The organism is Brachyspira hampsonii, from assembly GCF_002214805.1.
Classification (GTDB): Bacteria; Spirochaetota; Brachyspiria; order Brachyspirales; family Brachyspiraceae; genus Brachyspira; species Brachyspira hampsonii.
In genome coordinates, this window is the sequence record NZ_CP019914.1 from 334,467 (window position 1) to 359,655 (window position 25,189).

Consider the following 25,189-nt stretch of genomic DNA (forward strand, 5'->3'; position numbering starts at 1 on the left):
TTTACAAAAAAAATTATACTTAATTTTGTATATTATATCTGAAGCAGTACTTTGTCAATAATGTCATACTCCCATAAACAACATTTTATAAAGTACAAATAGATTTATACTTCTATAAAAAACCAAAGTTTATATCTTGAAAAAATTCATATTGAAAAAATATGATTGTTTAGCATATATATATTCATTTTTTTACTATATTTCTAAACTTTGAAACATCAAACATTCTTGTGGTTTTGCTTTTTTCCAAAGAAGCTCGTATTATAAGCATGTCCGCATCAAGTAAATTATCATAAACATAATCTGGTTTTAAAACTATAGAACTTAATCTGTCTTCACTCGCTTTGCATTCTAAATTATCAGGCAAATCATTATCAAATCTAAAAAATGTTTTATGTTCAGCAAATACAAAATCTTTACTATTCCAATCTATTATTACTTCTTTGCTTTTATTTTCTTTATTAACTTTTACAATTAAATATGTATCCTCGCTCCAAGATGATAATTTGTATGCTAATAGTCTATAAATATAGTAATTATCATTTTCTAAAACTTCCCAATCGCATTGCTTTATTTGATATACATTAGGATCCATTATATCTTTATCATCCATAAAAAACCTCCAAAAACACTATTAATATTTATTATTATATAGTTATATTTACTTTATACTATACTTTTAATTTAAAGTAAACCTTTTCAAATATATTTTTCTTATTTTATTTTTATCTTTATAACCATAATAAACACATGATATAATACCATCATTCTCAGCACACCAAGGATATCCGCAATCTGTACTTTTCATAGAAGAATCTATTATTATCTCTTCATTTAAGGCTTTATAATTAATTTTTTCTATATCAAATATATCGTTAGGATTATCAAGCAAAACAGCTCTTATACCGTAAGGCTTTAATCTGTATCCATAAGTAAGAAGCAATTTTCCATTACTTAAAATTAGAGGATTTAAAGGATAGCCTTTTATATTAGTGAATATTGGGCTTGAAAAAGTTTTGCCATTATCTTTTGAATAACTTATAGATGTAAGTCCGTACTCATTATCAATATGGGTTCTTATAAATGCTATTATATTATTTTTATAATTTAAAAGAGAAGGCTCAACATATTCTATTTTTGATTTTTTTCCATTTATTTTTTTATAATCAGTTTCGGATAAAAAAGTTTTAATCTTCCAATTAAGCAAATCTTTACTAGAAATAATAAGGCATTGATATTTTGAATTATTTTTATTTATATTTTTTTTATAAGCATATATTGGAGCAAGTATTTCGTTACTATTTAATTTACACATACTGCCTCTAATTGCAAAGTTTTTCATTATAGTATTATCATTATTTATATTTATAATATAAGGCTTTGAAAAAGTTTTTCCATTATCATAGCTTATGCATACTCCTATTCCAGAAAGTAATGCTATAGTGCCGTCATATTCTATAAAAGTATAATCTCTAAATAATTCTTTTTCATTTATAGGGTGAAATGTATATCTAAAATAGTATGCCATTATAGTTTTATCATCTATTCTAAAAAGCTGTGCATCCTGTTTGGCAGCTTCATCATCTTGAGCAAATTCAAATACTTTATCTACCATATTTTTATTAACAAAAGCAAGCATTGATTTGCTTAATGAATGAAGATGAGAATAATGTTTTTTTATTTTTGGTGCTAGTCTAAAACTTATTAAGAATTTATCATTTTCAAGTTTAATAATGCTTGGAAAAGCTGGGTATAGATTTTTATCCTCAAAAATTATAGTTTCATCTAAAATATTTATTTTCATAATAAAGCCTTAAAGTTATATACATTAATTTTCGGTATAAAAAAAGCCTGCATATACAAAAATATATACAGGCTAAAAAATATATAAACTGTAAATTAAAATCTTAATGTTATACCTATTCTAGGCAAAAATAAAGCTCTTATATTAGCAAAAGGCTCATATTGCTTAAAGCTTGAAAGATGAGATATTTCAAATAATGAAGAAGTCCAAGGTGCAACATAGTAGCCTATATCAAATAATGAAATATCTATACCAACCTGTACAGGCCAATTAGCTCCTGTTTTAGGGAAGAGCTGTATTCTCCATCCAAGCTCAACCGACATATAGAAACCGCCATGTGAATATATATCAGGAAGTCCTCCTTCTTTCAATGCATTACCGCTTATAGAAAGTGCTGTACCTCCGAATCTTGGAGATAAGAAAAATCCGAATGGTGCTTTTCTCCAAAAGAAAAATTTAACATTTAAAGACCATGGTACTGTACTGAAGCTGACATTATATTTGTCCATTTTTATTTCTCCAACCGAAAAACCAATATCAAGACCAACTGTCATAAAATCAAGAGGAGCAAAATCATAACTGAATCCTAATCCGAAAGCATAATGCTTAAGTTTTGTATCAATATAATCTCCTACATTACCTCCTGCAAAATTATTTATTAAGTCATGGAACATAGGCTCCATTACACCAACACCTATATCAAATAAACCTGCATACAAAGTAGGTCCGAAGTTAATACCGAATAAACTTCTGCCATGCATATAATCTAAAAATGCATTTCCTGTAGGTTCTCCTATATTTTGAGAAAATAATGATGAAGTACTTATAGTAAAAATAAGCATTAACAATGAAATAAACTTTTTCATAAGAAGATCTCCATTAATAAAATTACATAGTGCGATAATATATTAAATTATAAAAAAGTCAATAATACATATTATCTAAAATATAAAAATCATGATATAAACATCAAAAAAATTAAATTATATTTGCATAAATTATAAATATCTAATACATTTTACTAATAAAATATTTTTAGGATGCTTTTATGAATAGAAAAAATAGAAGAAATATAAATACAAAAAGAAGAAAAAAATATCATAAAAAGAATATAAAAGAAAGCAAAATAAAAAACTTACGGGAAAATATTACAAATAAAGCTAAAGAATATATAAATGATGAAAATATAAAAAAGATTAAAGATTCAGCCGAAAAAGGATTAAAAAAAGCCAAAGATTTTACATACGATAATATAGATAAATTTCAAAAATATATTGATGAAAAAGATATAAAAGGAAAAGTAAAAAATATTACAAATGCTGGTATCGATAAAATAAAAGAGCATTCAAAAAAGAAATATATGACTAGATTTTTAAAATTTATTCATAGATATTATATATTAACTTTTTTAATTCTTTTTATAATATCAATTTTAGTATTTAGAAATATATACATCACTCATAATCAAAAAATAGAAAACTCACTTAATTATTCAATTACAAATTTTGCTCCATCATTAAATAATATTATAATAGCAAAAGAAGATTATTATACAAACTATATTATAAGGACAATATCAAGCAATAAAACTATAACGAATAATATAATACTAAAAAGCACATCTTTAGACAATTTAGAAACATCATTAAAAAATATTTTGGATAATTATAATATAATGCTTCAAACTTCAATAAATGAAACTGTAAAATCTTATAATAATCTTATAAATTTCTGGTTTGCATTTTTAACTGTAATAATAATAGTATTTATATTTATAACATTAGTAATAAATAATAATATATTAAAAAAATCTAAAATAAAAATGAAATCTTTTAATAACAGCTATAATAAAAAGGTAAAAGAAATAAAAATGCATATTAAAAACTTTGAAAAATTAAAAAAAGAAAATGACAAAACTATAGAAATAAATAAACTTTATAACTTAGCAAATACTTTGTTTGATTTAAAAGACTATAATAATTCAATTTACTATTATGATAGAGTTATAAAATTAGATAATAATTTTATTTATGCACTTTATAACAAGGCAGTATCATACTATTACATTAATGACTATAATAAATGTGCAGATGATTTTATAGATTTATACAATAGAGAAAGTTCAATAAAAGCCCTAGTGCTAAAAAATATTATAGAACTTGCAAATAAAAATATAGAAAAAGCAATTCAATTTTTCCGAAATGAAAATATAGACTATGAATCATTACAGCAAAATAAAGAAAAGCAGTCGATATTTGATAGGATAAGAAATATCTTATCTTAATAATAATTTTATAATAAGTTAATAATTATTTAAAAATATCATTGGTGGCATCATACCAAAATACGAAATCTAGATACTCCATAGGAATTTTTTCGCTTTTTGAATATTCAACTAGATTTGATTCGCAGCTTAGATAATTATTTTTTGTAAGGCTTGTTTTAGGAGTCATACCTTCAGGCAATATACTTAACTTATCCATTACACGCATTATATGTCTGTCAAGTATAGCGATTTTTTGTCCGAACCCTATATTTCTAAGAAAATGACTAGCCTCTTTAAGTCCATATCCTTTAACTTCTTTGGCAAGCTCATTTCTTAATTCTACCATACTGTCATTTTTTAAAGCTTCATTGATTCTGTCTTTTAATACAAACTTTTCATTAGGAAAATAAATCTTTCTGGCAAGCACTATATTTTCAGCCTTCATATTATGAAATCTTACATGCTTTATTAATATATTAGCTACTTTTTCAGCACTTCCTTTAAAAAGCAGATTATTATTATATAAATCAATTATAGCAGCCGCCCCGCTTCTAGCCTTTGTCTGAGGAGTACATATACAAAATGCAAGTTCAGCAAAAAGTCTTTTATCATTATCTCTTTTAAAAACCCTCTCAAAATATTCAAGTCTTCTTTTCATTCTCTCATGAAGAATTTTATCTTTGTATATTCCCATTAAATGTTTAGCATATTCCTTATCCATAATCAGTCCCTATATTGAAGTATATAAAATTACTATGTATGATACTATTATATAAATTAAATTTCAATATATAAAATATTCTTTATTAATAATACCAATAATATTTAATATATGCAGTATAATATATAATTCTATAGTTAAAATAGTTTTGAAACAGCTATATTGATTAATTGATATATTTGATTTATAATATAAAAATACAGTTTCAAAATTATTATATATACTAAAAAGAGAAATTTTATTATGCCTAAATTATTAATATCAAGCGATTTGCATCTTAGTATTCAGGAAAAAGAATATTCTCTTTCTGTGCTGGATGAGATTATAGAATATGCAAAAAACTATGATGCTTTAATGCTTCTAGGAGATACTTTTAATACTTTTGAAGATTTGCAAGGATTAAAAGATGTGTTCTCAACAAAAATAGAAGACTACCAAAAAGATGTATACTTACTTAAAGGCAATCATGAGAATTTAAAATCAAAAGGTATAACATTAAATAAATTAAAATTCCCAGACAATGTTATAGTGATAGAAGATATAAGTTTTTTTAATATTGATAACTTGGATATTATAGCACTTCCCTACAGTGAAAAATATATTATAGATAATGATACAAATAAAAAAATAGAAAACCTCAATGCTGACAACAGAATAGTAATAGCACATGGAATAGTAGAAGGAACATTATGGGCTATAGAAGAAAATGAAGAATCAGCAAGCATACCAATAGATATAATAAAAAGAATAGATCCTAATATTGCAGTAGTAGGACATATTCATAAACAAATGGAAGTTAATATTGAAAATATAGAAATAATATATACAGGTTCTGCAAGAGTTTGGAGAAGAACTAAATCAGAAATGGGCATAAGAAGATGTTTAGCTATTGATACTGAAAATAATTCAATAAAAAAAACATTTATAAATATCAAAAATGCCGGAGTACATAGGGTGTATGAAAGCAATATTTATAATATATCGAATTTAGAACAAAAAGCCTCTGAATGGGGTATAAATGATATTATAGATATTAATATCTACGGAATAGCTGAAGATGAAAATGAGCTTGAAGAGAAGATAAATAATATAAAAAATAAATATTCAAAATATGTAAGAGACTTTAATATAAAAACTTCGGATATATTTTTACTTGAAAATGCCTATAATGAAAGCATTATAAAAGAGTTTTTAGCTATAGCAGATGAATATGAATTTAATACTAATAATGAAGAAGATTTAGAAATAGTTGAAATCGCAAAAAGAATAGGCATAGAAAAACTATATACTGCATTACAAAATAATAAAAGATAATAATTAAAAATATGGAAAATAAAAATGATATTAAATTTAAATAAATTCGGAAAGTTTAAAAATAAATCTTTTGAAATATCAGATAATCTCACATTGTTTTACGGAGAAAACGAATCAGGAAAAACTACTATATTTGATTCCTTGATGTTATTATTTTCAGAAAACAAAAAAACTTCATCATTCGCCAAACAAATAAAATTGAGATACGGAGATAATATAGATATTAATACAGAACCTGAAATAGATGAAAATATAAAACTTCACCCTCAGTCCTATAATAATTTATATTCTATAAGACAAAGCGAAATAATATTTGAAATGTCCGACAGTAAAAAAGATTCTAAGGATTGGGAAAGCGAGATAAAGAAAAAATTATTTGCTTCAGATATAGATGTTGGAAAAATAATATCAGAAGTAAAAGCTGAATATTCAGGAAAATCCCAAAATGCAATACCGGCACAATTAAAAAATACAAAATATAGAAATGAAGAAATAGATGAAGAACTTAATAATTTATACAGCAAGGCTAACACAGAAGTTAATAAAAAAGATAAATTAAAGGAACTTGATGAATTATTAAAAGAAAGCAGCAATATATTAAAAGAAAAAATTGATAATTATAATAAATTAAATGCATTAAGAGAAGAAAAAAATAAAGCAAAAGAAAAAAATAATTTATTAAATATCAATACAATGATACATGAATTTAATAAAAAGGATAAATTCATAAATGAAAATATATACCTGCAGAAAGATCATTCAAAAACAATTAATGAACTAAGCGGAAAAATAGATGAAGGTGAAAATAAGATATCATATTTAAAAGGAAAAATAGAATCTCTTCAAAAATCTTCAGAAGAAAAAAATAAAACAGATTATCAAAGCATAATGATAAGAATAGATAAAGCAATAAAAAAAATAGATGCCTTAAAAGAAAAAAATAATAAAATACCAAAGATAGTATTTTTGGCTGCTGTTGTTTTAATATCAGCATTACTTAGTTTATATTTTAAAAACCCATATTGGTTTTTAATCATACTTCCTTCTATACCATTTTTACTTATAAAAGAAGGAAAAAATGACAAGTTTATAAACGATATATTAGATTCACTTCCGGAACTTGATATAAAAAGTGATAATTTGGAGCTGTCAGATTTAAAAGATATGCTGTTAAAAGAATTGGCTAAAATAGAATTGATACTTGAAGAAAATGACGATGAAGAATTAGAAAATTATAAAAAAGAATTAGAGGAAGCAGCTGTCAATTTAGAAAATCATCATAATGAATTAAATAATTTCTTTGATAAGCTCAATGTAAAAAATAAAGAAAATTACTGTGAAATAAAAAGCAATTTTGATAATGTATATAAAAGCACTGAAGAATTATTTAAAAAATTAATGATAGAAGCAAAAAAATTCGGCTTTAAAGATATAAAAACTTTAGAAGCTAATTGCAGCAGAATATTAAAAGAGCTTGATGAAAATGGAATCAATCCTGATGATTTTAATGAAATGGAAATGAAAGCATTAGAAAATAAATTAAGAGAGCTTGAAATAGAAATTAATTCTATAAAAGAAAATATGAACAAAGTCATGTCTAATGCATCATATATTCAAGGAGAGCTTAACAGCAGCGATGATGTGCATAAAAAGATAATAAACCTTGAAAGTGAGTTTGCAGAAAATAATGAAGAGATAAAAAATTTAAACAAGAGAAAAAAAGCATTAGAACTTCTTGAAAATATGCTCTCAAAAATAAATAAAAAAAATGACGATATATTTAATTCTCTTTCAAATGATGCAGAGCTTTTATACAATCATATAACAGGAAAAAATTTATCTGATGATGTAATTTCAATGTCAGGATTCGATAAAAATAAAATAATGGTAAAAGATAAGAATAATGAAATGAGAAATGTGGAATTATTATCTTCAGCAACAAAAGATGCCGTTTATATAGCTATGCGTCTTTCTATACTTTCAAAAATACATGAAAAAGGAAGATTAATATTATTAGATGACCCTTTTATAACTTTTGATAATAATAGAACAAAAGAAGCATTATCATTTATAAGAGAATATTCAAAAAAATATAATATTCCTATAGCAATATTTACAAAAGATATATTTATAAGAGATATTATGAAAAATTATGAAGAAGCTATTATACATGAATTATCTTAATATATTTATTATCTTTAATAATATTGTATTTTTATCAATTTCTTTATAAAATATAGATTATAATATTATACAAATATTGGCGGAATTATGAAAAAAATAGGCGTATATATAGACTTAGAAAATGTATCGCATTTAAGCTATGAAGTTAATTTTGAGCAAATGCTTAATAATATATTTTTATTTTATAAGAATAATTTAAAAGACAAAGAAATAGTTTATTCTATAAAAAAGGCTTACGGAGATGCAAAATCTATAAAAAAATATTCTAAAAAACTAAGAGATATGCATATTGATATTATTTATTCTGTACCTGTTAATAAAGCAAAAAACATGGCTGATATGATATCATCAATAGATGCATTTGAAGATTTTGTAATAGACAAAAAAATAGATATAGTAATATTTGTAAGCAGAGATGTTGATTATACTGTGGTTATGGATAAACTTTCAAGATACGGTGCTATTGTTGGAATAGTTACAGTATTTGATAATGCTAAAAGAAATATATTTAAAAGCTCATGCAGTCATATATTTAAAATTGAAGATTATAAATCAGCAGAAAAACATGAAAATGAATCTAAAAAAGAAGAAAATAATATAGATAAAATAGAATTTTTAAACTTCTTTTATAACAGAGTATTGGAAATATACAATATACAAAATACACAAACTGTAAAAATTTCAATATCAGATATATGCAACAAAATCAATGAAGACTTTAATCTTGAAAAAGGTAAAAGTGCAATAGAACAAACACAATTCAAAAAAATTAAAAATGTTCTTAAATATCTAAATAATAATGGAATAGAAACAGAAATAAATAATGATGATTTTTATATTAATGAAGTAAACATATTCAAAAATATAATGTCTAAAATTTTAAATCTAAGCAGCTCTGAAATAAGCGAAAAAAATTTCATATTGGCATTCAGAGAAATAGTTTCTAATTATGAAGAAAATGCTGTTATCTCTCTTGCTAATACAATGAATGAAATTAATAAAAAATTCAAAATAGGAAATAATTCAAGTGCCGTAAAAAATACAAGATTTAAAAAACCAAGCAAATTTATAGAGCATATAATTAAAAAAGATATTCCTATTGAACTTACTAATAAGGGAAACGCTTTTATAATGAAAGATAAAAACAAAGTTTTGGAAATACTAGAAAATATAGGTAACGAATAGAAAAAATAATACAGGGGGTGAAATATGTCAAATATAACAGTTATCGGAATGGGATTAATGGGAGGCTCTTTAATAAAAGCATTAAAACTAAGCAATCAAAATTATAATATATACGCCATAGATACAAATAAAGAAAATATAGAATCAGCTTTAAAATACGGATATATTGAAAAAGGATATTTTAATTATGATAATATAAAAGATCTTATTGAATTATCCGACATCATTATGATATGTACACTTCCTTCAATAGCAATAGATATTATTGGTAAATATAAACATTTAATTGATAATAAAAAAATACTTTCAGATTTCTGCGGAGTAAAGACTGATATTTTTAATAATACAAAAGATAAAAAATATATAGGGCTTCATACTATGGCAGGAAAAGAAAAGGGAGGATATATCAACTCCTCTGAAACTATATTCAAAAATTCAAATGCTATAATAGTGAATAATGGAAATGCAGATGAAAGTGATATAAAAATAATAGAAAAACTTTCAAAAGATATAGGCTGTTCTAAAGTTATAAGATCAACAGCTCAAAAACACGATGAAATGATAGCTTTTACAAGTCAGCTTATGCATATAATAGCATGCGGTATTGTTAATCATGATCATTTTTTATCTTCGCTTGGTTTTGAGGGAAACAGCTTGGGAGATCATACAAGAGTAGGTACAATAGATTCTAATATGTGGAGCGAATTATTTTTATACAACAGCGACTATCTATATGATGCTTTAGATAAGTATATAAAATGCCTAAATGATTTTAAATATGCATTAAAAGATAAAAACAGAAATGAGTTAAAAAAATTAATGGATAATTCAAATACAATAAAAAATGAATGGATTGAAAGAAAGAAAAAATAAGATTAATTATATGCCCCCCTGAAAGCAGGAGGCATAAAAATAAATGCTTTCTTAATAATAAAACCATATATTTAAAAATATGTAAAAATATATTACTATTTGACATTATAAATAATATTGCTATAATAAAATAATATTATTTATGTAATAATATTAATAACTGCCGCGGATAATAAAAAATGAAAGTTATAAAATTTCTGAAAAGAATCAATAAAGAAAAAGAATTAGATATATCAGAATACAAAAATAGATATGTAGAAACTAAAAAAGATAAACTTAAGTTTGATAAAATGCTTCAAAAGTCCGTTTCTATGGGACTAGTAATGAAAAAATCTAATATACTAAAACTTACCAATGAGGGAAAAATATATCTAGAAAAAGAATCAAGAAAAGCATCTGAAAAAGTAAATAATATATCAGAAAGCAAAAGAGACAGAAGAAATGCTAAAAATAATAGAGAAAAAGGAAATAAAAAAACAAGCATACCAAAACCAGAAATAAAAATGGATATTAGCAATGCCAAGAAAGATGCTGAGATAATAGCAAAAGCGTATAATGTACCTACAGATTTTCCAAAAAAATGTTTGGAAGAGGCTAAACTATTACCAGACAGTATGGAAAATGTAGAATTAGAATTTGACAGAATAGATTTAAGAGATATAAAAACTGTAACTATAGACGGAGCAGACTCAAAAGATTTTGATGATGCCATAAGTATAGAAAAATTAAATGACGGATATAAATTAGGCATTCATATTGCTGATGTAAGTCATTTTGTAGTAATGGGAAGTGCTTTAGACAGGGAAGCTAGAAAAAGAGGAAACAGTGTTTATTTAATAGATACAGTTTATCCAATGTTTCCGCATGAACTTTCAAACGGTATATGTTCTTTAAATGAAGGTGTAAGCAGATTCACTATGACTGTATTCGTAACAATAGATAATATAGGAAATGTTAAAGAAAGTACTTTTCATAAAAGTGTTATAAAATCAAGCAGAAGATTAACTTACGATTATGCCCAAGATGTTTTGGACGGCATAGAGCAAGATGAAGATTGGCTTATAGAATTATTAAAAAATGCTGATGATGTAAAAAAAATACTTCTTCAAAAGAGAATAGAAAACGGAAGTATAGAGTTCAACCTTAATGAAACTCAAATAATATTGGATAAAGGCGGTAATCCTAAAGACTTTTTTATTAGCGAGAGAAAAGAAACTCATAAGATAATAGAAGAATTAATGCTTATTGCCAACTGCGAAGTAGCTAAAAGATTAAAAAATATAAAAGGTTCTATTTATAGAGTGCATGACAGTCCTGACATAGAAAAGCTCGATACTTTCACAAGAATAGCATTTAATAGAGGATACAAATTAACTAAAGATGCAGACGGTAATTTGGATTTTCATTCATTTATAGAATCTATAATGGGAAAGCCGGACGAAAAATTACTTCTTACCCTACTCCTTCGTTCCATGAAACAGGCTGTATACGATGTTAATAATATAGGGCATTTCGGACTTGGTTTTGAATACTACACCCATTTTACTTCGCCTATAAGAAGATATACTGACCTGCTTACTCATAGACTTTTAAAATTTTCATTAGAAGGTATAAATAATTTAAAACCAACTATGCAGCAGTTTTATATCAATTCTGCACAGTGGTGTTCAAAAACAGAGAGAGTTGCAGTTGAATGCGAGAGAAGTTTAACTAAAGTAAAAGCTGCAAGATTTATGAAAGATAAGATAGGAAATGAATATAACGGAATAATAAGCGGTATTACAAACTTCGGAATATTCGTAGAAATAGAAGACAGAGGAATAGAAGGCTTAATAAGATATGCTGTATTAAAATCGCGTTACAGATACGATGAAAATGAACAGGCAGCATATAGCGAAGAAGATGCTAAATGGTACACATTGGGTGACAGAATAAGAATAGTAGTTTATAAGGTTGATATTAAAGAATTATTCATTGACTTTATACCTGCAAGCGAGTTTGATAATAGTTTTGATGACAGAGATATAATAGACAGCAGAGATTTCTTAAATAAGAAAAAAAACAAAAAAGAAATATATTCAAGAAAATCTCATAAATCATCTAAAGATAGAAAAAGAGGTTCAAAAGATAGAAGAGATAGAAAAAAGAAATCAAAAAAGAGAAGATAATATTTAATTAATTAATATAAAAGGCTTTCTTAAATATAATAAGTTAAGCCTTTTTATTTATTATATAAATACATCATAGCAGTAAGCACCGCACCGCCCAAATTTCTAGCCTTATCAGAAATGGTAAAGCAATTATTATATTCAGATTTTCTAGGGTCAATATCAGCTATTTTTAATCCCTTATGCACTTTAAAACCATCTCTTATAATGCCTCTCAAAAGTCCGTCAAAAGCAGCAAGCACTTCTATTTTTTCATTGTTATTTTTTATGTATGCTATAACTTCTTTTTCTTTAACAAAATCGCCTATGTTTTTTATGTTTTCAATAATACCGTCAGCACTTGCATGTATTACCCTTTCAGCTTCTTTTCCACCTATATTGCCAGGTATTCCTGTATTGGGTATTGCCTCGCCTTTGGTATATATTCTTCCAAGATTATGACCACGCATAGTCTCTATAACAATGTCAACATCATTTCCAGCAGTAAATCCGGGACCTAATGCTATAGTATATTTTGCCATAGATTTATTAGTACCAAGATTTTTTTTGGCTATTATAGCATCAATTAAAAATTCCGGCTTTACATAATTTAATATTCCACAATTAGGATCTATAAGAATAGGTATCTTATTATAATTTCTATCTGTAACTATATTAAGAGCTTCTTCATAGCTTTTTACTAATATGCCTTTAATATCTTCAACTATGCTTTCACCATCATAAACAGCTTCAGATAAGGCAACCTTTCTTCTAATTGAAGAGGGGTATTGTGTTTCTAATAATATAATCTTGAAATGAGCCTTATATAAAGAATACACAATACCTGTAGCTAAATCTCCAGCCCCTCTTATAATTACAAGTTCATCATTAAATAAACTCATAATAAATTATTTTGAATAAGGAGTATTTTTAAGCGGAAGTTCTGTCTGGAACTCACCGTTAAATTTGTAATATGCTAAAGCAACAGCAGGAGCAGTAGGTATACTAGAAATCTCACCTATACCTGTAGCACCATAACCATAAGGCACACCGGGTTTTTCTATAATAATAGATTCAACATCCGGTGTTTTATCAGCTCTGAATAATCCTAAAGTACCAAATTTTACTTTAGGTACACAATTTTCAAGCGGGAATTTTTCTGTAAGTGCATATCCCAAAGACATTACAACACCGCCTTCAATCTGACCTTCCAAAGCTATAGGGTTAATAGCCTTTCCTATATCATGAGCTGCAACAATCTTTTGTATGGTACCATCATCATTAAGCAGGCAAACTTGAGTAGCATAACTATAAGCAACATGCGAAATAGGATGAGGTTTATCAACACCCATTTTATCAGTTATAGTAAGCCATTCGCCGTAATATTCTTTTCCTTCTAAATCTTTTAAAGTTTTTCCTTTATCAAGCTCTTTTTTAAGATCCTCACAAGCCCTTTTACAAGCCTCACCTGTTATAAGAGTTTGTCTTGAGCCTGAAGTAGTACCAGAATCCGGAGAAGTTGCTGTATTAGGCTGATGAACTATTATCTCATCATCATTCAAATCAAGAGTCTCTCCTGCTATTTGATAAAGTACAGTAGCAATCCCCTGCCCTATACAAGAAGCTGCAGAATATACATGCACTTTTTCATCTTCTACAACCAAACGAACTCTTCCTGTATCTGGAAGACCAACACCTACACCAGAGTTTTTCAAAGCACAGGCTATCCCCACATTTTTATTATTATAATATATATCTTTAACAGCCTCTAATGTTTCCACAAGACCTGTAGCTTCATCGGCTATTTGATAGTTAGGAAGAACCTGACCAGGGCGTATAGCATTTCTATATCTTATCTCCCAAGGATCTAATCCGCACATTTCAGCAAGCAGGTTTATATTCATTTCAGTAGCAAAACAAGACTGTGGCACTCCAAATCCTCTGAAAGGTCCAGTAGGAGGATTATTAGTATAGAAAGATTTACCGTCTATATCTATAACCTGATAATTATAAGGACCAGCAGCATGAGTACAAGCTCTTTGAAGTACTGGACCAGATAAGGAAGCATAAGCACCAGCATCAGTAATTAAAGTAGCTTTCATAGCAGTAAGTATACCATTTTCATCGCAGGCGGTAGTCATGTCTATACTCATAGGGTGGCGTTTTGGGTGCCAATTAATACTTTCCTGTCTTGTAAGTTTGAACTTAACAGGTCTTTTTGTTCTATATGCCATTATTGCCGCATAATGCTGAACACTCATATCCTCTTTACCGCCGAAACCTCCGCCTACATATTTATTTTCTACTACAACCTTGTCAGGCTCTATACCCAAAGCCATAGAAACTTCTCTTTTTGTATCATATACACTTTGATCACTTGAATATATAAAAATTCCATCTTCATTGAAAGGCATAGCAATAGCAACTTCAGCTTCCATAAAGGCATGCTCTGTCCAAGGAAGTTCATAATGCCTTGTAACTTTATATTTTGATTTTGCTATTACCTCATCAGCATTTCCTTTAACTAATCTTTCATGAGTAAGTAAATTGCTTTCTCTATCTTCATGAACTAAAGGAGCATCTGCTTTCATAGCCTCTTCTGGATTTCTAACCAAAGGAAGTTCTTCATATTCTACTTTTACTAAATCTCTTGCTTTTTTGGCAGTAGCTTCATCTTCTGCAACTATTAAAGCTAAGCCGTCAGCAATAAATCTTGTAATCTCACCCTCACCTATAAGTACATCCCAATCATGGAAAATATGTCCTATTTTTTTAGCTCCCGGTAAATCTTTAGCAGTAATAACATCAACTACACCTTTTAAAGCTTTTGCTTCACTTATATCTATTTTTAATATTTTGGCTCTAGGATATTTAGTTCTAACTGCAACACCATAAAGCATTCCATCTATTTCAACATCGTCGCAGTATTCACCTGTACCTAAAGCTTTTTCTTTAGCATCTACTCTGGCAATATTTCTATCGCCTAATTTTACCTTTCCTTTATACTCTTTAACATCAATATTTTCTCTTATCATCTTAGCTGCTAATTCTATAGCATCAATGATTTTTTTGTATCCTGTACATCTGCAAATATTATTTTTTATAGCAGCAACTATTTCAAGCCTAGTAGGATTATTATTTTTATCTATCAAGCCTTTAGCAGATATAACCATACCCGGTATACAGAATCCGCATTGAACAGCACCAGCAACTGCAAAAGCATAAGAATATACATCTTTTTCTCTTTGAGTAAATCCCTCTATAGTCTGAACACTTTTACCCTGAAGTCTTCCTATAGTTTGTATACATGCTTTAGTTGGTTTTCCATCTATCAAAACAGTACAAGTTCCGCAAGCTCCTTCAGAACAGCCGTCTTTCACAGACTTGCACTTGCAGTCATTTCTAAGAACATCCATTAATTTTCTATCTGAGTCAAAACTCATTTCTTTGCCGTTAATAATAATCTTGACATTCTCTCCCATATTAGATACCTCCTATTAATTTTTAATAAAAACAAACATAACAAGGGGAATAATATATATCTCCCACTTGCTATGCTATATAATAATTAATATAAAGTCAATTATTTTAATATTAAATATTTATAATTATTAAATACACTGTCTACTATAGTGTAAACACCATTTTTATTTCCGCCAACTTTATAAGATTCTTCTTTTCCATCTATTCTAAGTTTAGCATTGCCTTCTTTATCTAAGAATAAGAAACCGTCATTCTTAGAGTTTGTCATATCATCTGCAGTAGCAAATAATGTAAACTTATCTTTATAAGGAGCAGAACTATAAGGACAGAATGTTTCGCAGTTTCCGCATTCATTACACATATAATCAACATGTATAATTTGAGATATCTTAGCATGTCCGTCAACTTTAACTGATATATTCGCTCTGTTAGGACAAACTTCAGCACAGCTTTCACATATATAGTCGCAAGTTAAACATCTATTAGCTTCAGGTTCTTTTGATACTTCTTTCAAATTACCTTTTTTGCTGTAAGAAATCTCTTCAGTAGAAACAGAAGGCAAATCAGGAGCAACTGCTTTTCCTAATATAGCTTCAGAAAGAACTTTGGCATCTCTTATAGCCTCAACTATAGTAGCAGCTCCGTAAAGTCCGTCTCCAGCTATATAAACATTTTTGAGAGATGATTCATTATTAGCATTGCATTTTGGTCTTCCTCTGTCATCAACTTCTATACCGTTAGATTTATAGAACTCTGATTCAATCTGCTCGCCTATAGAAGCTATAACTGTACTTGCAGGAACTTCTACTGTTTCATTAGTTTCAACAACATTTCTTCTTCCTTTTTCATCGTAATCTGATAATTCCATTTTCTTACATAAAAGTTTTCCGTTTTCTATTTTTACAGGTGCAAGTAATTCCATAAACTCAACGCCGTCTTCCAAAGCCTCTTTAAGCTCTTCTTCTAAAGCAGGCATATATCTTTTAGTTCTTCTATAAACTAGTCTTACATTTTTTACACCTTTATTTTTCTTAGCAGCACGGGCAGCATCCATAGCAGTATTACCGCCTCCTATAACTACTACATCTTCTCCTAAATTAACATTTCCGTTAGTTTTATTGAACTCTTCTAAGAATTTAAGTGTATTTATAGATTCTCCAGCCTCAAGTTTCAAAGGCATGTTTTTATGAGCACCTATACAAACAACAGTATAATCATAATTTTTAGCAAACTCTTTTATATCTTTTATCTCTTTTCCAAGTTCAAATTTTACGCCCATTTGCTTGCATAAACTCACATCATTTCCAATCTCTTCAGCTGATATTCTGAAATTTGGTATAATATTAGCAACAACTCCGCCAGCTTTTTCTCTCTTATCAAATACTGTAACTTCTACTCCAGCACGAGCTAAGAAGAATGCAGCAGAAAGTCCTGCAGGTCCTGCACCTATAATACCAGCTTTTTTTCCTATAGGAGCAGCAGGTTTTAAAGTAGATATAACATTTTTATAACCAGCTCTGGCAGCCTCTAATTTGCATGCTCTTATACTTACAGGCTCTTCATAGAATTGTCTAGTACAAGTATCCATACAAGTATGAGGACATAATATACCTGTAGCAAAAGGCATAGCATTTTTTTCTATAATAACTTTGAAAGATTCATCATATTTACCTTCAGCATTAAGTCTTATATATGTTGTAAGGTCTTGATGTATAGGGCAAGTTTCCATACAAGGTGCAGTATAACAGTCTACCAAAGGTACTTTTTTCTTAATTTTTCTGCTTGCAAGAGGTTTAATCGGTTTTGTATGATGTTTATCTTTTTTGCTTGCCTCAACTATTTTTTCAGCTTTAGCAACATCCACTTTTGTAAATGGTTTATATTCTTTAAGATTTTTAGCTATTTGTTCTGTTCTTTGATAACCGCCTGTTTTTAATAAAGTAGTAGCAATAGTTACAGGCCAAATTCCTGCATCTATAACATCATTAATATTGAAATAATCGCATCCGCCAGAATATGATATTCTTAAATTTCCGTCAAAATCTTTACTCAATCTTGAAGCTACTGTCATAGAAAGAGGGAATAATGATTTACCAGACATATACATCTCTTCAGAAGGAAGCTCTTTCTGCTTAACATCTACAGGGAATGTATTAGTGATTTTTACTCCGAATAAAAGAGAGTTATCAGAAGCTAATTTCTGAAGTCTTTGAAGCATTGGAACTGCATCGCTGTACTGTAAATCATCTTTAAAGTGAAAATCGGTAAATGATATATAGTCATAACCCATATCATCTAATGTTTTTCTTGCATAATCATAGCCTAAAAGTGTAGGATTACATTTAACAAAGGTATTCAATTTTTTTTCTGTGATTAAATAAGAAGCGATTTTTTCTATTTCAGTAGGAGGACATCCATGAAGAGTAGACAAAGTAACGGAATTACATACATCAGTATTAATTTTATCAATATCTTCTTTTTTGAAATTTTTGAATCTGTCAATATTATCATTAAGCCACTTTATACATTCTTTGAATATAGGAGTATTAGAAGCATCTTTTAATCCTTCAATAAACTTATCAATCTTTTCTAGTTTAATACCTTCATAATCATAACCAACAGACATATTAAACTGAAAACCATCCATATCTCCTAAATCCCATTCTTTAGATATAACTTTTAAAGCCACCCAAGCCTTAACATACTCATCAAAAGCCTGAGGTACATAAAGCTCTGTTGACCATTCGCAGTTATAACATTCATCATTAGCAGCTATACAAGGCTTAGCAACACATTTGCTTAATTCTTCACCGTCCATTTTCTGCACTGTTTTAAGCTCAAAAAATCTGCTTCCGGTATAGTATGCAGCTATTATGTTCTGTGCTAACTGAGTATGAGGTCCTGCTGCAGGTCCTATCGGTGTTTCTAATTTTCTTCCAAAAATTTCATAATATTTAGATTTATCAGCTTTAAAAGCTCTTGAAATACCAAATACTTTACCTGTCTTTTTCTCTTCCAAAACCCAATTCATAAGATTTCCAAAAGGAATGGGTGTCATTACATCGCTCATATATTATTCCTCCAATTAATTATTACTGTTTATCAAAACATTAAAGAATTCTATATAAAATTAATTATATAGAACTCACAAATGTTAATTTATTATTTTATTTATTAATCTGTTTCCAAAGTTTATCAGATTCTTCTCTTATTTTAGCATAAGCAGCTTCTTCATCTATTTTTGTAAGTTTTCTGTCTCTCATTAATACTTCTCCGTTACAAACAGTAGTATTAACATGTCCGCCGTTCATACCGAATAATATATGTCCGTTAATATTTTTATCGCTTAATTCTGTATAGTTTTTATAGTCCATTATAATAACATCAGCAGCAGCTCCTTCTTTTAATACGCCTAGAGGAGTTTCAAAAGAACGGTTAGCTATTTTAGCATTATTTTCAAAAAGCATTTGAGGTATTTCACCCCAAGCAGCATTAGGATTGCAAAGACTATGTTTATGAAGTACATTAGCTACTTTGTATGATTCTGTCATATCATGAGTATATCCGTCAGTACCTAAACCTGTTAATATACCCTTTTTCATTAACTCCATAGTAGGAGGACAACCGCAGGCATTACCCATATTGGATTCCGGATTATGAGAAGTCATAGTATCAGTATCTTTTATTAAATCCATTTCATGAGGATTAATATATATACAGTGAACAAGTATAGTTTTTGGACCTAAAACCTTGAAATCATGAAGCCTGTCAACTATTCTTTTTCCATGATCTTTAAGACAAGCATGTAAATCTTCTATACCTTCTGCAACATGTATATGACAGCCTATGCCTTCAGGTAAATCTTTCATACATGCTTCCATAGTTTTATCAGAAATAGTAAAAGAAGCATGCATACCCATCATACCTTTAATCATATCGCTTTTATCAGCCATAGCATGCTTAATAAAGTCAAGATTTTCTTTAACAGAAGCCTTAGATTTTGCCTCTCCATCCCTATCAGAAACCTCATAGCAAAGACAAGAACGAACACCCATAATTTTAGATGCCTCTTCTATAGCAAATAAAGAACCTTCAATATGCCCGAAACTAGCATGATGGTCAAATACAGTAGTAACTCCATTTTTAATAGATTCTATATATGTTGCCATAGCACTTTGTTTTGTTTGCTCTAAAGTAAGATTTCTATCTATAGTCCACCACATTCCGTCTAATATTTCTAAAAAGCCTTTAGGATTATAGCCATTTATACTAAAACCTCTAGCCATAGCAGAGTAAATATGTTCATGTACATTTATAAATGCAGGCATGATTATTCCGCCTTTAGCATCTATATATTCAGCATCTTTATATTTAACCTTCAAATCCGAAGTTTTTCCCACTTCTTTTATTAATCTTCCATCGCAAAGAACAGCTCCATCCTCTATAAATGGTTTATTAGAATCTCTTGTAATTAATTTTCCTCCGCCTATTAATAGCATAAATGCCTCCTAAAATTATATTCTAGTAATTTTATATACATTTTAATAGGATATTAAAAAAAGTGTATTTGTCAACGAATTTTCAAAAAAAATTTAGATTTTTTCTTGAAAATCTAAAAAAAAATTAGTATACTATAGGCATATTAAATGGTTAGATAATTAGCCATTAAGGAATGTTTTTGTATTTTATGGAATCTAATATAATACTTGAAACTTTAATAAATGTAGCACATGGTATAGCAAGACAATTCGGAAATAACTGCGAAGTGTGTATACATGAATTAAAAGAAGATGATTTAGATCATACAATTATTTTTATCATTAATGGAGGCATTACAGGAAGACAAGTAGGAGAAGGAGCCTCAAATGTTGTAATAAATACTATAGAAAAACTTAAAAAAGGAGAACCTATAGTAGATCATTTATCTTATCTTACAAAATCATCAAATGGAAAAATATTGAAATCTTCAACAGTTTTTATAAAGGATATGAATGGCAAATACAGATATATACTATCTATAAACTTTGATATAACTAATTTTATGCCATTTAAAAGCGATTTAGAGAATTTCTTGAACACAGAAGATAAATCAAAATTGGAAGAAATACCAAACAGTGCTCAGGAACTTATGGAGAAATTAATAATCAAAAGCGAAGAATTGGTAGGAAAACCTGCTTCTATAATGAATAAAAATGAAAAAATAAAGGCTATAAAATTTTTAAATGATTCCGGAGTATTTTTAATAACAAAATCTGGAGATAAAGTATCAAATCATTTTGGAATAAGTAAATTCACTCTATATAATTATATAGATTCAAAAAAGGAGGATATAAATGAGTGAACTCAAATGGGCTGAAAATAAGATGCCTAAAACAGATGATAAAAATTTACCAATAATGTCTATTGAGGAAGTAAAAAAAGCAAAAGCATTTCATCAAAGTTTCCCTCAATACACACAAACACCATTGGCTGATTTAAAAGAAATGGCTCAATATTTAGGATTAAAAACAGTAAAAGTAAAAGATGAATCATACAGATTCGGTCTTAATGCTTTTAAAGTATTAGGCGGTTCTTATTCTATGGCTAGATATATAGCTCAGAAAATGGGAAAAGATGTAAGCGAATTTCCTTATGATGTATTAACTTCAAAAAAATTAAAAGATGAATTCGGTCAGGCTACATTCTTCTCAGCTACAGACGGTAACCATGGAAGAGGTGTTGCCTGGGCTGCAAATAAATTAGGACAAAAATCTGTTATATTTATGCCTAAAGGCTCAACTGAAACTAGATTAAAAAACATTCAGGCAGAAGGTGCCACTGCTACAATAGAAGAATACAACTATGATGAATGTGTTAGAAAAGCTGCTGCAGAAGCTGCTAAAGTGCCTAACGGCGTAGTTGTACAGGATACTGCTTGGGAAGGCTATGAAGAAATACCTGCTTGGATTATGCAAGGTTACGGAACTATGGCATTAGAAGCTGATGAGCAATTCGGAGAAAGACCTACACATGTATTCGTACAGGCTGGAGTAGGATCTTTAGCTGGTGCTATGGTTGGATATTTCTCTAACAAATACAAAGATAATCCTCCTGTAATGGTTATAGTAGAAGCTGAAGCTGCTGCTTGTTTATATAAAGGTGCTGAAGCTGGAGACGGTAAAATAAGAATAGTAGAAGGTGATTTAAATACTATTATGGCTGGACTTGCATGCGGTGAGCCTAATATCACTTCTTGGGATATACTTAAAAATCATGCTAACTGCTTTATAGCTGCTGAAGATATAGTTGCTGCAAGAGGAATGAGAATGCTTGCTGCTCCATTAAAAGGAGACCCTCAGGTTGTATCAGGTGAATCTGGTGCTGCTCCTTTCGGTGCTTTGGCTACTATTATGCTTAAAGATGAATATGCTGAATTGAGAAAAAAATTAAAACTTGATTCCAATTCTAAAGTATTATTATTCAGCACAGAAGGCGATACTGATCCTATAAGATGGAAAAATATAGTTTGGGAAGCTAAAGAAAGATAATAAAGTTTAATTAGAATAATAAAGAAATTTAAAATTATAAATTTTTTAGGAGAATAAAAACAATGAGTGCTATTTCAAAAGAACAATTCGAACAAATAAAAGCAAAAGCAGAAGGCTATAAAGCTGATATGACTAAATTCTTAAGAGATTTAATTAGAATTCCTAGTGAATCTTGCGAAGAAAAAGGCGTAATAGAAAGAATAGCTGAAGAGATGAAAAAAGTAGGATTCGACAAAGTAGATATAGATCCTATGGGTAATGTTTTAGGTTATATGGGTACTGGCAAAACTTTAATAGGTATTGATGCTCATATAGATACAGTTGGTGTAGGAAATAAAGATAACTGGAATTTCGATCCTTATGAAGGTTATGAAAATGATGTAGAAATTGGAGGAAGAGGAACTTCTGACCAAGAAGGCGGTATAGTTTCTGGTGTTTACGGTGCTAAAATAATGAAAGATTTAGGTCTTTTAAATGACAAATATCAAGTTGTTGTTGTTGGTACTGTACAGGAAGAAGACTGCGACGGATTATGCTGGGAATACATTTGCAAAAAAAGTAATATCAAACCTGAATTCGTAATTTCTACTGAACCTACTGACGGCGGTATTTATAGAGGTCAAAGAGGAAGAATGGAAATAAGAGTTGATGTTAAAGGTATTTCATGCCATGGTTCTGCTCCGGAAAGAGGAGATAATGCTATTTATAAAATGGCTGATATACTTCAAGACATCAGAAGCCTTAACGAAAATGATGCTAAAGATTCTACAGAGATCAAAGGCTTAGTAAAAATGTTAGAGGAAAAATATAATCCTCAATATAAAGAAGCTAATTTCTTAGGAAGAGGTACTGTAACAGTTTCTCAAATATTCTATACTTCTCCAAGCAGATGTGCTGTTGCTGACTCTTGTTCTATTTCTTTAGACAGAAGAATGACAGCAGGCGAAACTTGGGAAAGCTGCTTAGAAGAAATTAGAAATCTTCCTAATGTAAAAAAATATGGTGCTGAAGTATCTATGTACAATTATGACAGACCATCTTGGACAGGTTTAGTTTATCCAATAGAATGCTACTTCCCTACTTGGGTAATTCCAGAAGATCATGCTGTAACTAAAGCTTTAGAAGAAGCATACAAAGGCTTATATGGTACAGAAGAAAGATTAGGACCTACTCCTGAAATAGAAAAAGAAAGAAAAGCTCGTCCTCTTACTGATAAATGGACTTTCTCTACTAACGGCGTATCTATTATGGGAAGAAACGGAATACCTTGTATAGGTTTCGGACCTGGTGCTGAAGCTCAGGCTCATGCTCCTAATGAAAAAACTTGGAAACAAGATTTAGTAAACTGTGCTGCTTTATATGCTGCTGTACCTACTATCTATTGTGCAAATAAGTAATTTATTACATTATAAAAAAATAAATTTAAATAAATAAAAAAGGATGAAAAATATGGGTATACAAAAATACATTTCAAAATTAGACAGCCTTGAATTTGGCAAAATGTATCAAAATGATTTCTTCTTAACTTGGGACAAAACTTTTGATGAATTACAAGCAGTTTGGACTGTTGCTGATGCTTTAAGATTCTTAAGAGAAACTAACACTTCTACTAAAGTATTTGATTCTGGTTTAGGTATTTCTTTATTCAGAGATAATTCTACTAGAACTCGCTTCTCTTTTGCTTCTGCTTGTAACCTTTTAGGTTTAGAAGTTCAGGACTTAGATGAAGGTAAAAGCCAAATAGCTCATGGTGAAACAGTTAGAGAAACTGCAAATATGGTATCATTCATGGCTGATGTTATAGGTATCAGAGACGATATGTACATTGGTAAAGGTCATGAATACATGAAAGAAGTTTCTGCTTCTGTAAGACAAGGATACAATGACGGAATATTAGAACAAATTCCTACTTTGGTAAACTTACAATGCGATAGAGACCATCCAACACAAATGATGGCTGACTCACTACACTTTATCCATGAATTAGGTGGATTAGAAAACCTTAAAGGTAAAAAAGTTGCTATGACTTGGGCTTATTCTCCTTCTTACGGTAAACCTCTTTCTGTACCTCAAGGTGCTGCTGGTTTATTCACTAGATTAGGAATGGATGTTGCTTTAGCTTATCCAAAAGGTTATGAACTTATGCCTGAAGTTGAAGCTATTGCTAAGAAAAATGCTGAAGCTGCCGGTGTTAAATTGACTATCACTAACAATATGGACGAAGCATTTGAAGATGCTGATGTTGTTTATCCTAAATCTTGGGCTCCTTTTGCTGCTATGCAGGAAAGAACTGAGCTTTATGGTAAAGGAGACACTGACGGTATTAAAGCTCTTGAAAAAAGATTATTAGAACAAAATGCTAATTATAAAGATTGGTGCTGTACTGAAGAAAAAATGAAAAAAACTAAAGACGGAAAAGCATTATACTTACACTGCTTGCCTGCTGATATTAATGATGTTAGCTGTAAAGACGGAGAAGTTGCTGCTTCTGTATTTGACAGATATAGAGTTCCTCTTTACAAACAAGCTAGCTACAAACCTTATGTTATAGCTGCTATGATCTTCTTATCTAAATTTAAAGACCCTCAAGCTATATTAAGCAAATTAGCTTCTGATAAAAAACCAAGAATATTTGGATAATATAAGTAATAAAGATGGTAAGCATCTATAAGATATATAGTGCTT

Annotated in this window: 18 protein-coding genes; 10 read left to right on the forward strand and 8 right to left on the reverse strand. The window is 28.9% G+C overall.

Features of this window, described 5'->3' with window-relative positions:
- Window positions 1-184: 184 nt before the first annotated feature.
- From BHAMNSH16_RS01270 to BHAMNSH16_RS01280, 3 genes are all read right to left on the reverse strand, one after another.
- Window positions 185-613: a hypothetical protein gene (locus tag BHAMNSH16_RS01270; RefSeq protein ID WP_008728013.1), complete on the reverse strand. Its 429-nt coding sequence runs from the start codon at window positions 611-613 to the stop codon at window positions 185-187.
- 66 nt (window positions 614-679) lie between these two features.
- Entirely contained in the window at window positions 680-1,804 is a 1,125-nt protein-coding gene (locus tag BHAMNSH16_RS01275; protein ID WP_069732156.1) for a sialidase family protein, read from the reverse strand.
- A 95-nt stretch (window positions 1,805-1,899) separates the two neighbouring features.
- A complete protein-coding gene (locus tag BHAMNSH16_RS01280; RefSeq protein WP_008731921.1) occupies window positions 1,900-2,670 on the reverse strand; it encodes a hypothetical protein in 771 nt (256 codons plus the stop codon).
- Between the two features lie 182 nt (window positions 2,671-2,852).
- Between BHAMNSH16_RS01280 and BHAMNSH16_RS01285 the strand changes: the two genes are divergently transcribed.
- Entirely contained in the window at window positions 2,853-4,088 is a 1,236-nt protein-coding gene (locus tag BHAMNSH16_RS01285) for a tetratricopeptide repeat protein (protein ID WP_069732155.1), read from the forward strand.
- A gap of 25 nt (window positions 4,089-4,113) precedes the next feature.
- Here BHAMNSH16_RS01285 and BHAMNSH16_RS01290 read toward each other — a convergent pair whose 3' ends face one another.
- Window positions 4,114-4,791 (reverse strand): 8-oxoguanine DNA glycosylase, encoded by a 678-nt coding sequence (locus tag BHAMNSH16_RS01290; RefSeq protein WP_008731708.1) that lies wholly within the window; start codon window positions 4,789-4,791, stop codon window positions 4,114-4,116.
- Between the two features lie 243 nt (window positions 4,792-5,034).
- Between BHAMNSH16_RS01290 and BHAMNSH16_RS01295 the strand changes: the two genes are divergently transcribed.
- From BHAMNSH16_RS01295 to BHAMNSH16_RS01315, 5 genes are all read left to right on the forward strand, one after another.
- Window positions 5,035-6,105 carry a metallophosphoesterase family protein gene (locus BHAMNSH16_RS01295; protein ID WP_069732154.1) on the forward strand — a complete coding sequence of 357 codons (1,071 nt, stop codon included), beginning with the start codon at window positions 5,035-5,037 and terminating at the stop codon, window positions 6,103-6,105.
- A 24-nt stretch (window positions 6,106-6,129) separates the two neighbouring features.
- Window positions 6,130-8,289, forward strand: coding sequence for an ATP-binding protein (locus tag BHAMNSH16_RS01300; RefSeq protein ID WP_069732153.1), 2,160 nt, complete (start codon window positions 6,130-6,132; stop codon window positions 8,287-8,289).
- A gap of 87 nt (window positions 8,290-8,376) precedes the next feature.
- Complete coding sequence (locus BHAMNSH16_RS01305; protein WP_069732152.1) at window positions 8,377-9,474, forward strand: NYN domain-containing protein; 1,098 nt, start codon at window positions 8,377-8,379, stop codon at window positions 9,472-9,474.
- 24 nt (window positions 9,475-9,498) lie between these two features.
- Window positions 9,499-10,347, forward strand: a complete 849-nt coding sequence (locus tag BHAMNSH16_RS01310) for a prephenate dehydrogenase (RefSeq protein ID WP_069732151.1) — start codon at window positions 9,499-9,501, stop codon at window positions 10,345-10,347.
- Window positions 10,348-10,526: 179 nt separating this feature from the next.
- Window positions 10,527-12,515, forward strand: coding sequence for a ribonuclease R family protein (locus BHAMNSH16_RS01315; protein ID WP_008727865.1), 1,989 nt, complete (start codon window positions 10,527-10,529; stop codon window positions 12,513-12,515).
- A 53-nt stretch (window positions 12,516-12,568) separates the two neighbouring features.
- Here BHAMNSH16_RS01315 and yqeB read toward each other — a convergent pair whose 3' ends face one another.
- From yqeB to ssnA, 4 genes are all read right to left on the reverse strand, one after another.
- A complete protein-coding gene (gene yqeB, locus BHAMNSH16_RS01320) occupies window positions 12,569-13,396 on the reverse strand; it encodes a selenium-dependent molybdenum cofactor biosynthesis protein YqeB (RefSeq protein ID WP_008727863.1) in 828 nt (275 codons plus the stop codon).
- A gap of 6 nt (window positions 13,397-13,402) precedes the next feature.
- Window positions 13,403-15,976, reverse strand: a complete 2,574-nt coding sequence (gene xdh, locus BHAMNSH16_RS01325) for a selenium-dependent xanthine dehydrogenase (protein ID WP_008727862.1) — start codon at window positions 15,974-15,976, stop codon at window positions 13,403-13,405.
- A 101-nt stretch (window positions 15,977-16,077) separates the two neighbouring features.
- The gene (gene ygfK / locus BHAMNSH16_RS01330) at window positions 16,078-19,047 is read right to left on the reverse strand and encodes a putative selenate reductase subunit YgfK (protein ID WP_008727861.1); all 2,970 of its coding nucleotides are present in this window, start codon (window positions 19,045-19,047) and stop codon (window positions 16,078-16,080) included.
- Window positions 19,048-19,144: 97 nt separating this feature from the next.
- Window positions 19,145-20,476 (reverse strand): putative aminohydrolase SsnA, encoded by a 1,332-nt coding sequence (ssnA, locus tag BHAMNSH16_RS01335; RefSeq protein WP_008727860.1) that lies wholly within the window; start codon window positions 20,474-20,476, stop codon window positions 19,145-19,147.
- Between the two features lie 188 nt (window positions 20,477-20,664).
- Here ssnA and BHAMNSH16_RS01340 point away from each other — a divergent pair, with 188 nt between their 5' ends.
- From BHAMNSH16_RS01340 to ygeW, 4 genes are all read left to right on the forward strand, one after another.
- Window positions 20,665-21,318 (forward strand): helix-turn-helix transcriptional regulator, encoded by a 654-nt coding sequence (locus tag BHAMNSH16_RS01340; RefSeq protein ID WP_069732150.1) that lies wholly within the window; start codon window positions 20,665-20,667, stop codon window positions 21,316-21,318.
- Entirely contained in the window at window positions 21,311-22,504 is a 1,194-nt protein-coding gene (dpaL, locus tag BHAMNSH16_RS01345) for a diaminopropionate ammonia-lyase (protein ID WP_008727858.1), read from the forward strand. The genes BHAMNSH16_RS01340 and dpaL overlap by 8 nt, the downstream gene beginning before the upstream one ends.
- A 62-nt stretch (window positions 22,505-22,566) precedes the next feature.
- Window positions 22,567-23,901 carry a YgeY family selenium metabolism-linked hydrolase gene (locus BHAMNSH16_RS01350; protein WP_008727856.1) on the forward strand — a complete coding sequence of 445 codons (1,335 nt, stop codon included), beginning with the start codon at window positions 22,567-22,569 and terminating at the stop codon, window positions 23,899-23,901.
- A 52-nt stretch (window positions 23,902-23,953) separates the two neighbouring features.
- Entirely contained in the window at window positions 23,954-25,144 is a 1,191-nt protein-coding gene (ygeW, locus tag BHAMNSH16_RS01355) for a knotted carbamoyltransferase YgeW (RefSeq protein WP_008727855.1), read from the forward strand.
- The last annotated feature ends 45 nt before the right edge of the window (window positions 25,145-25,189 follow it).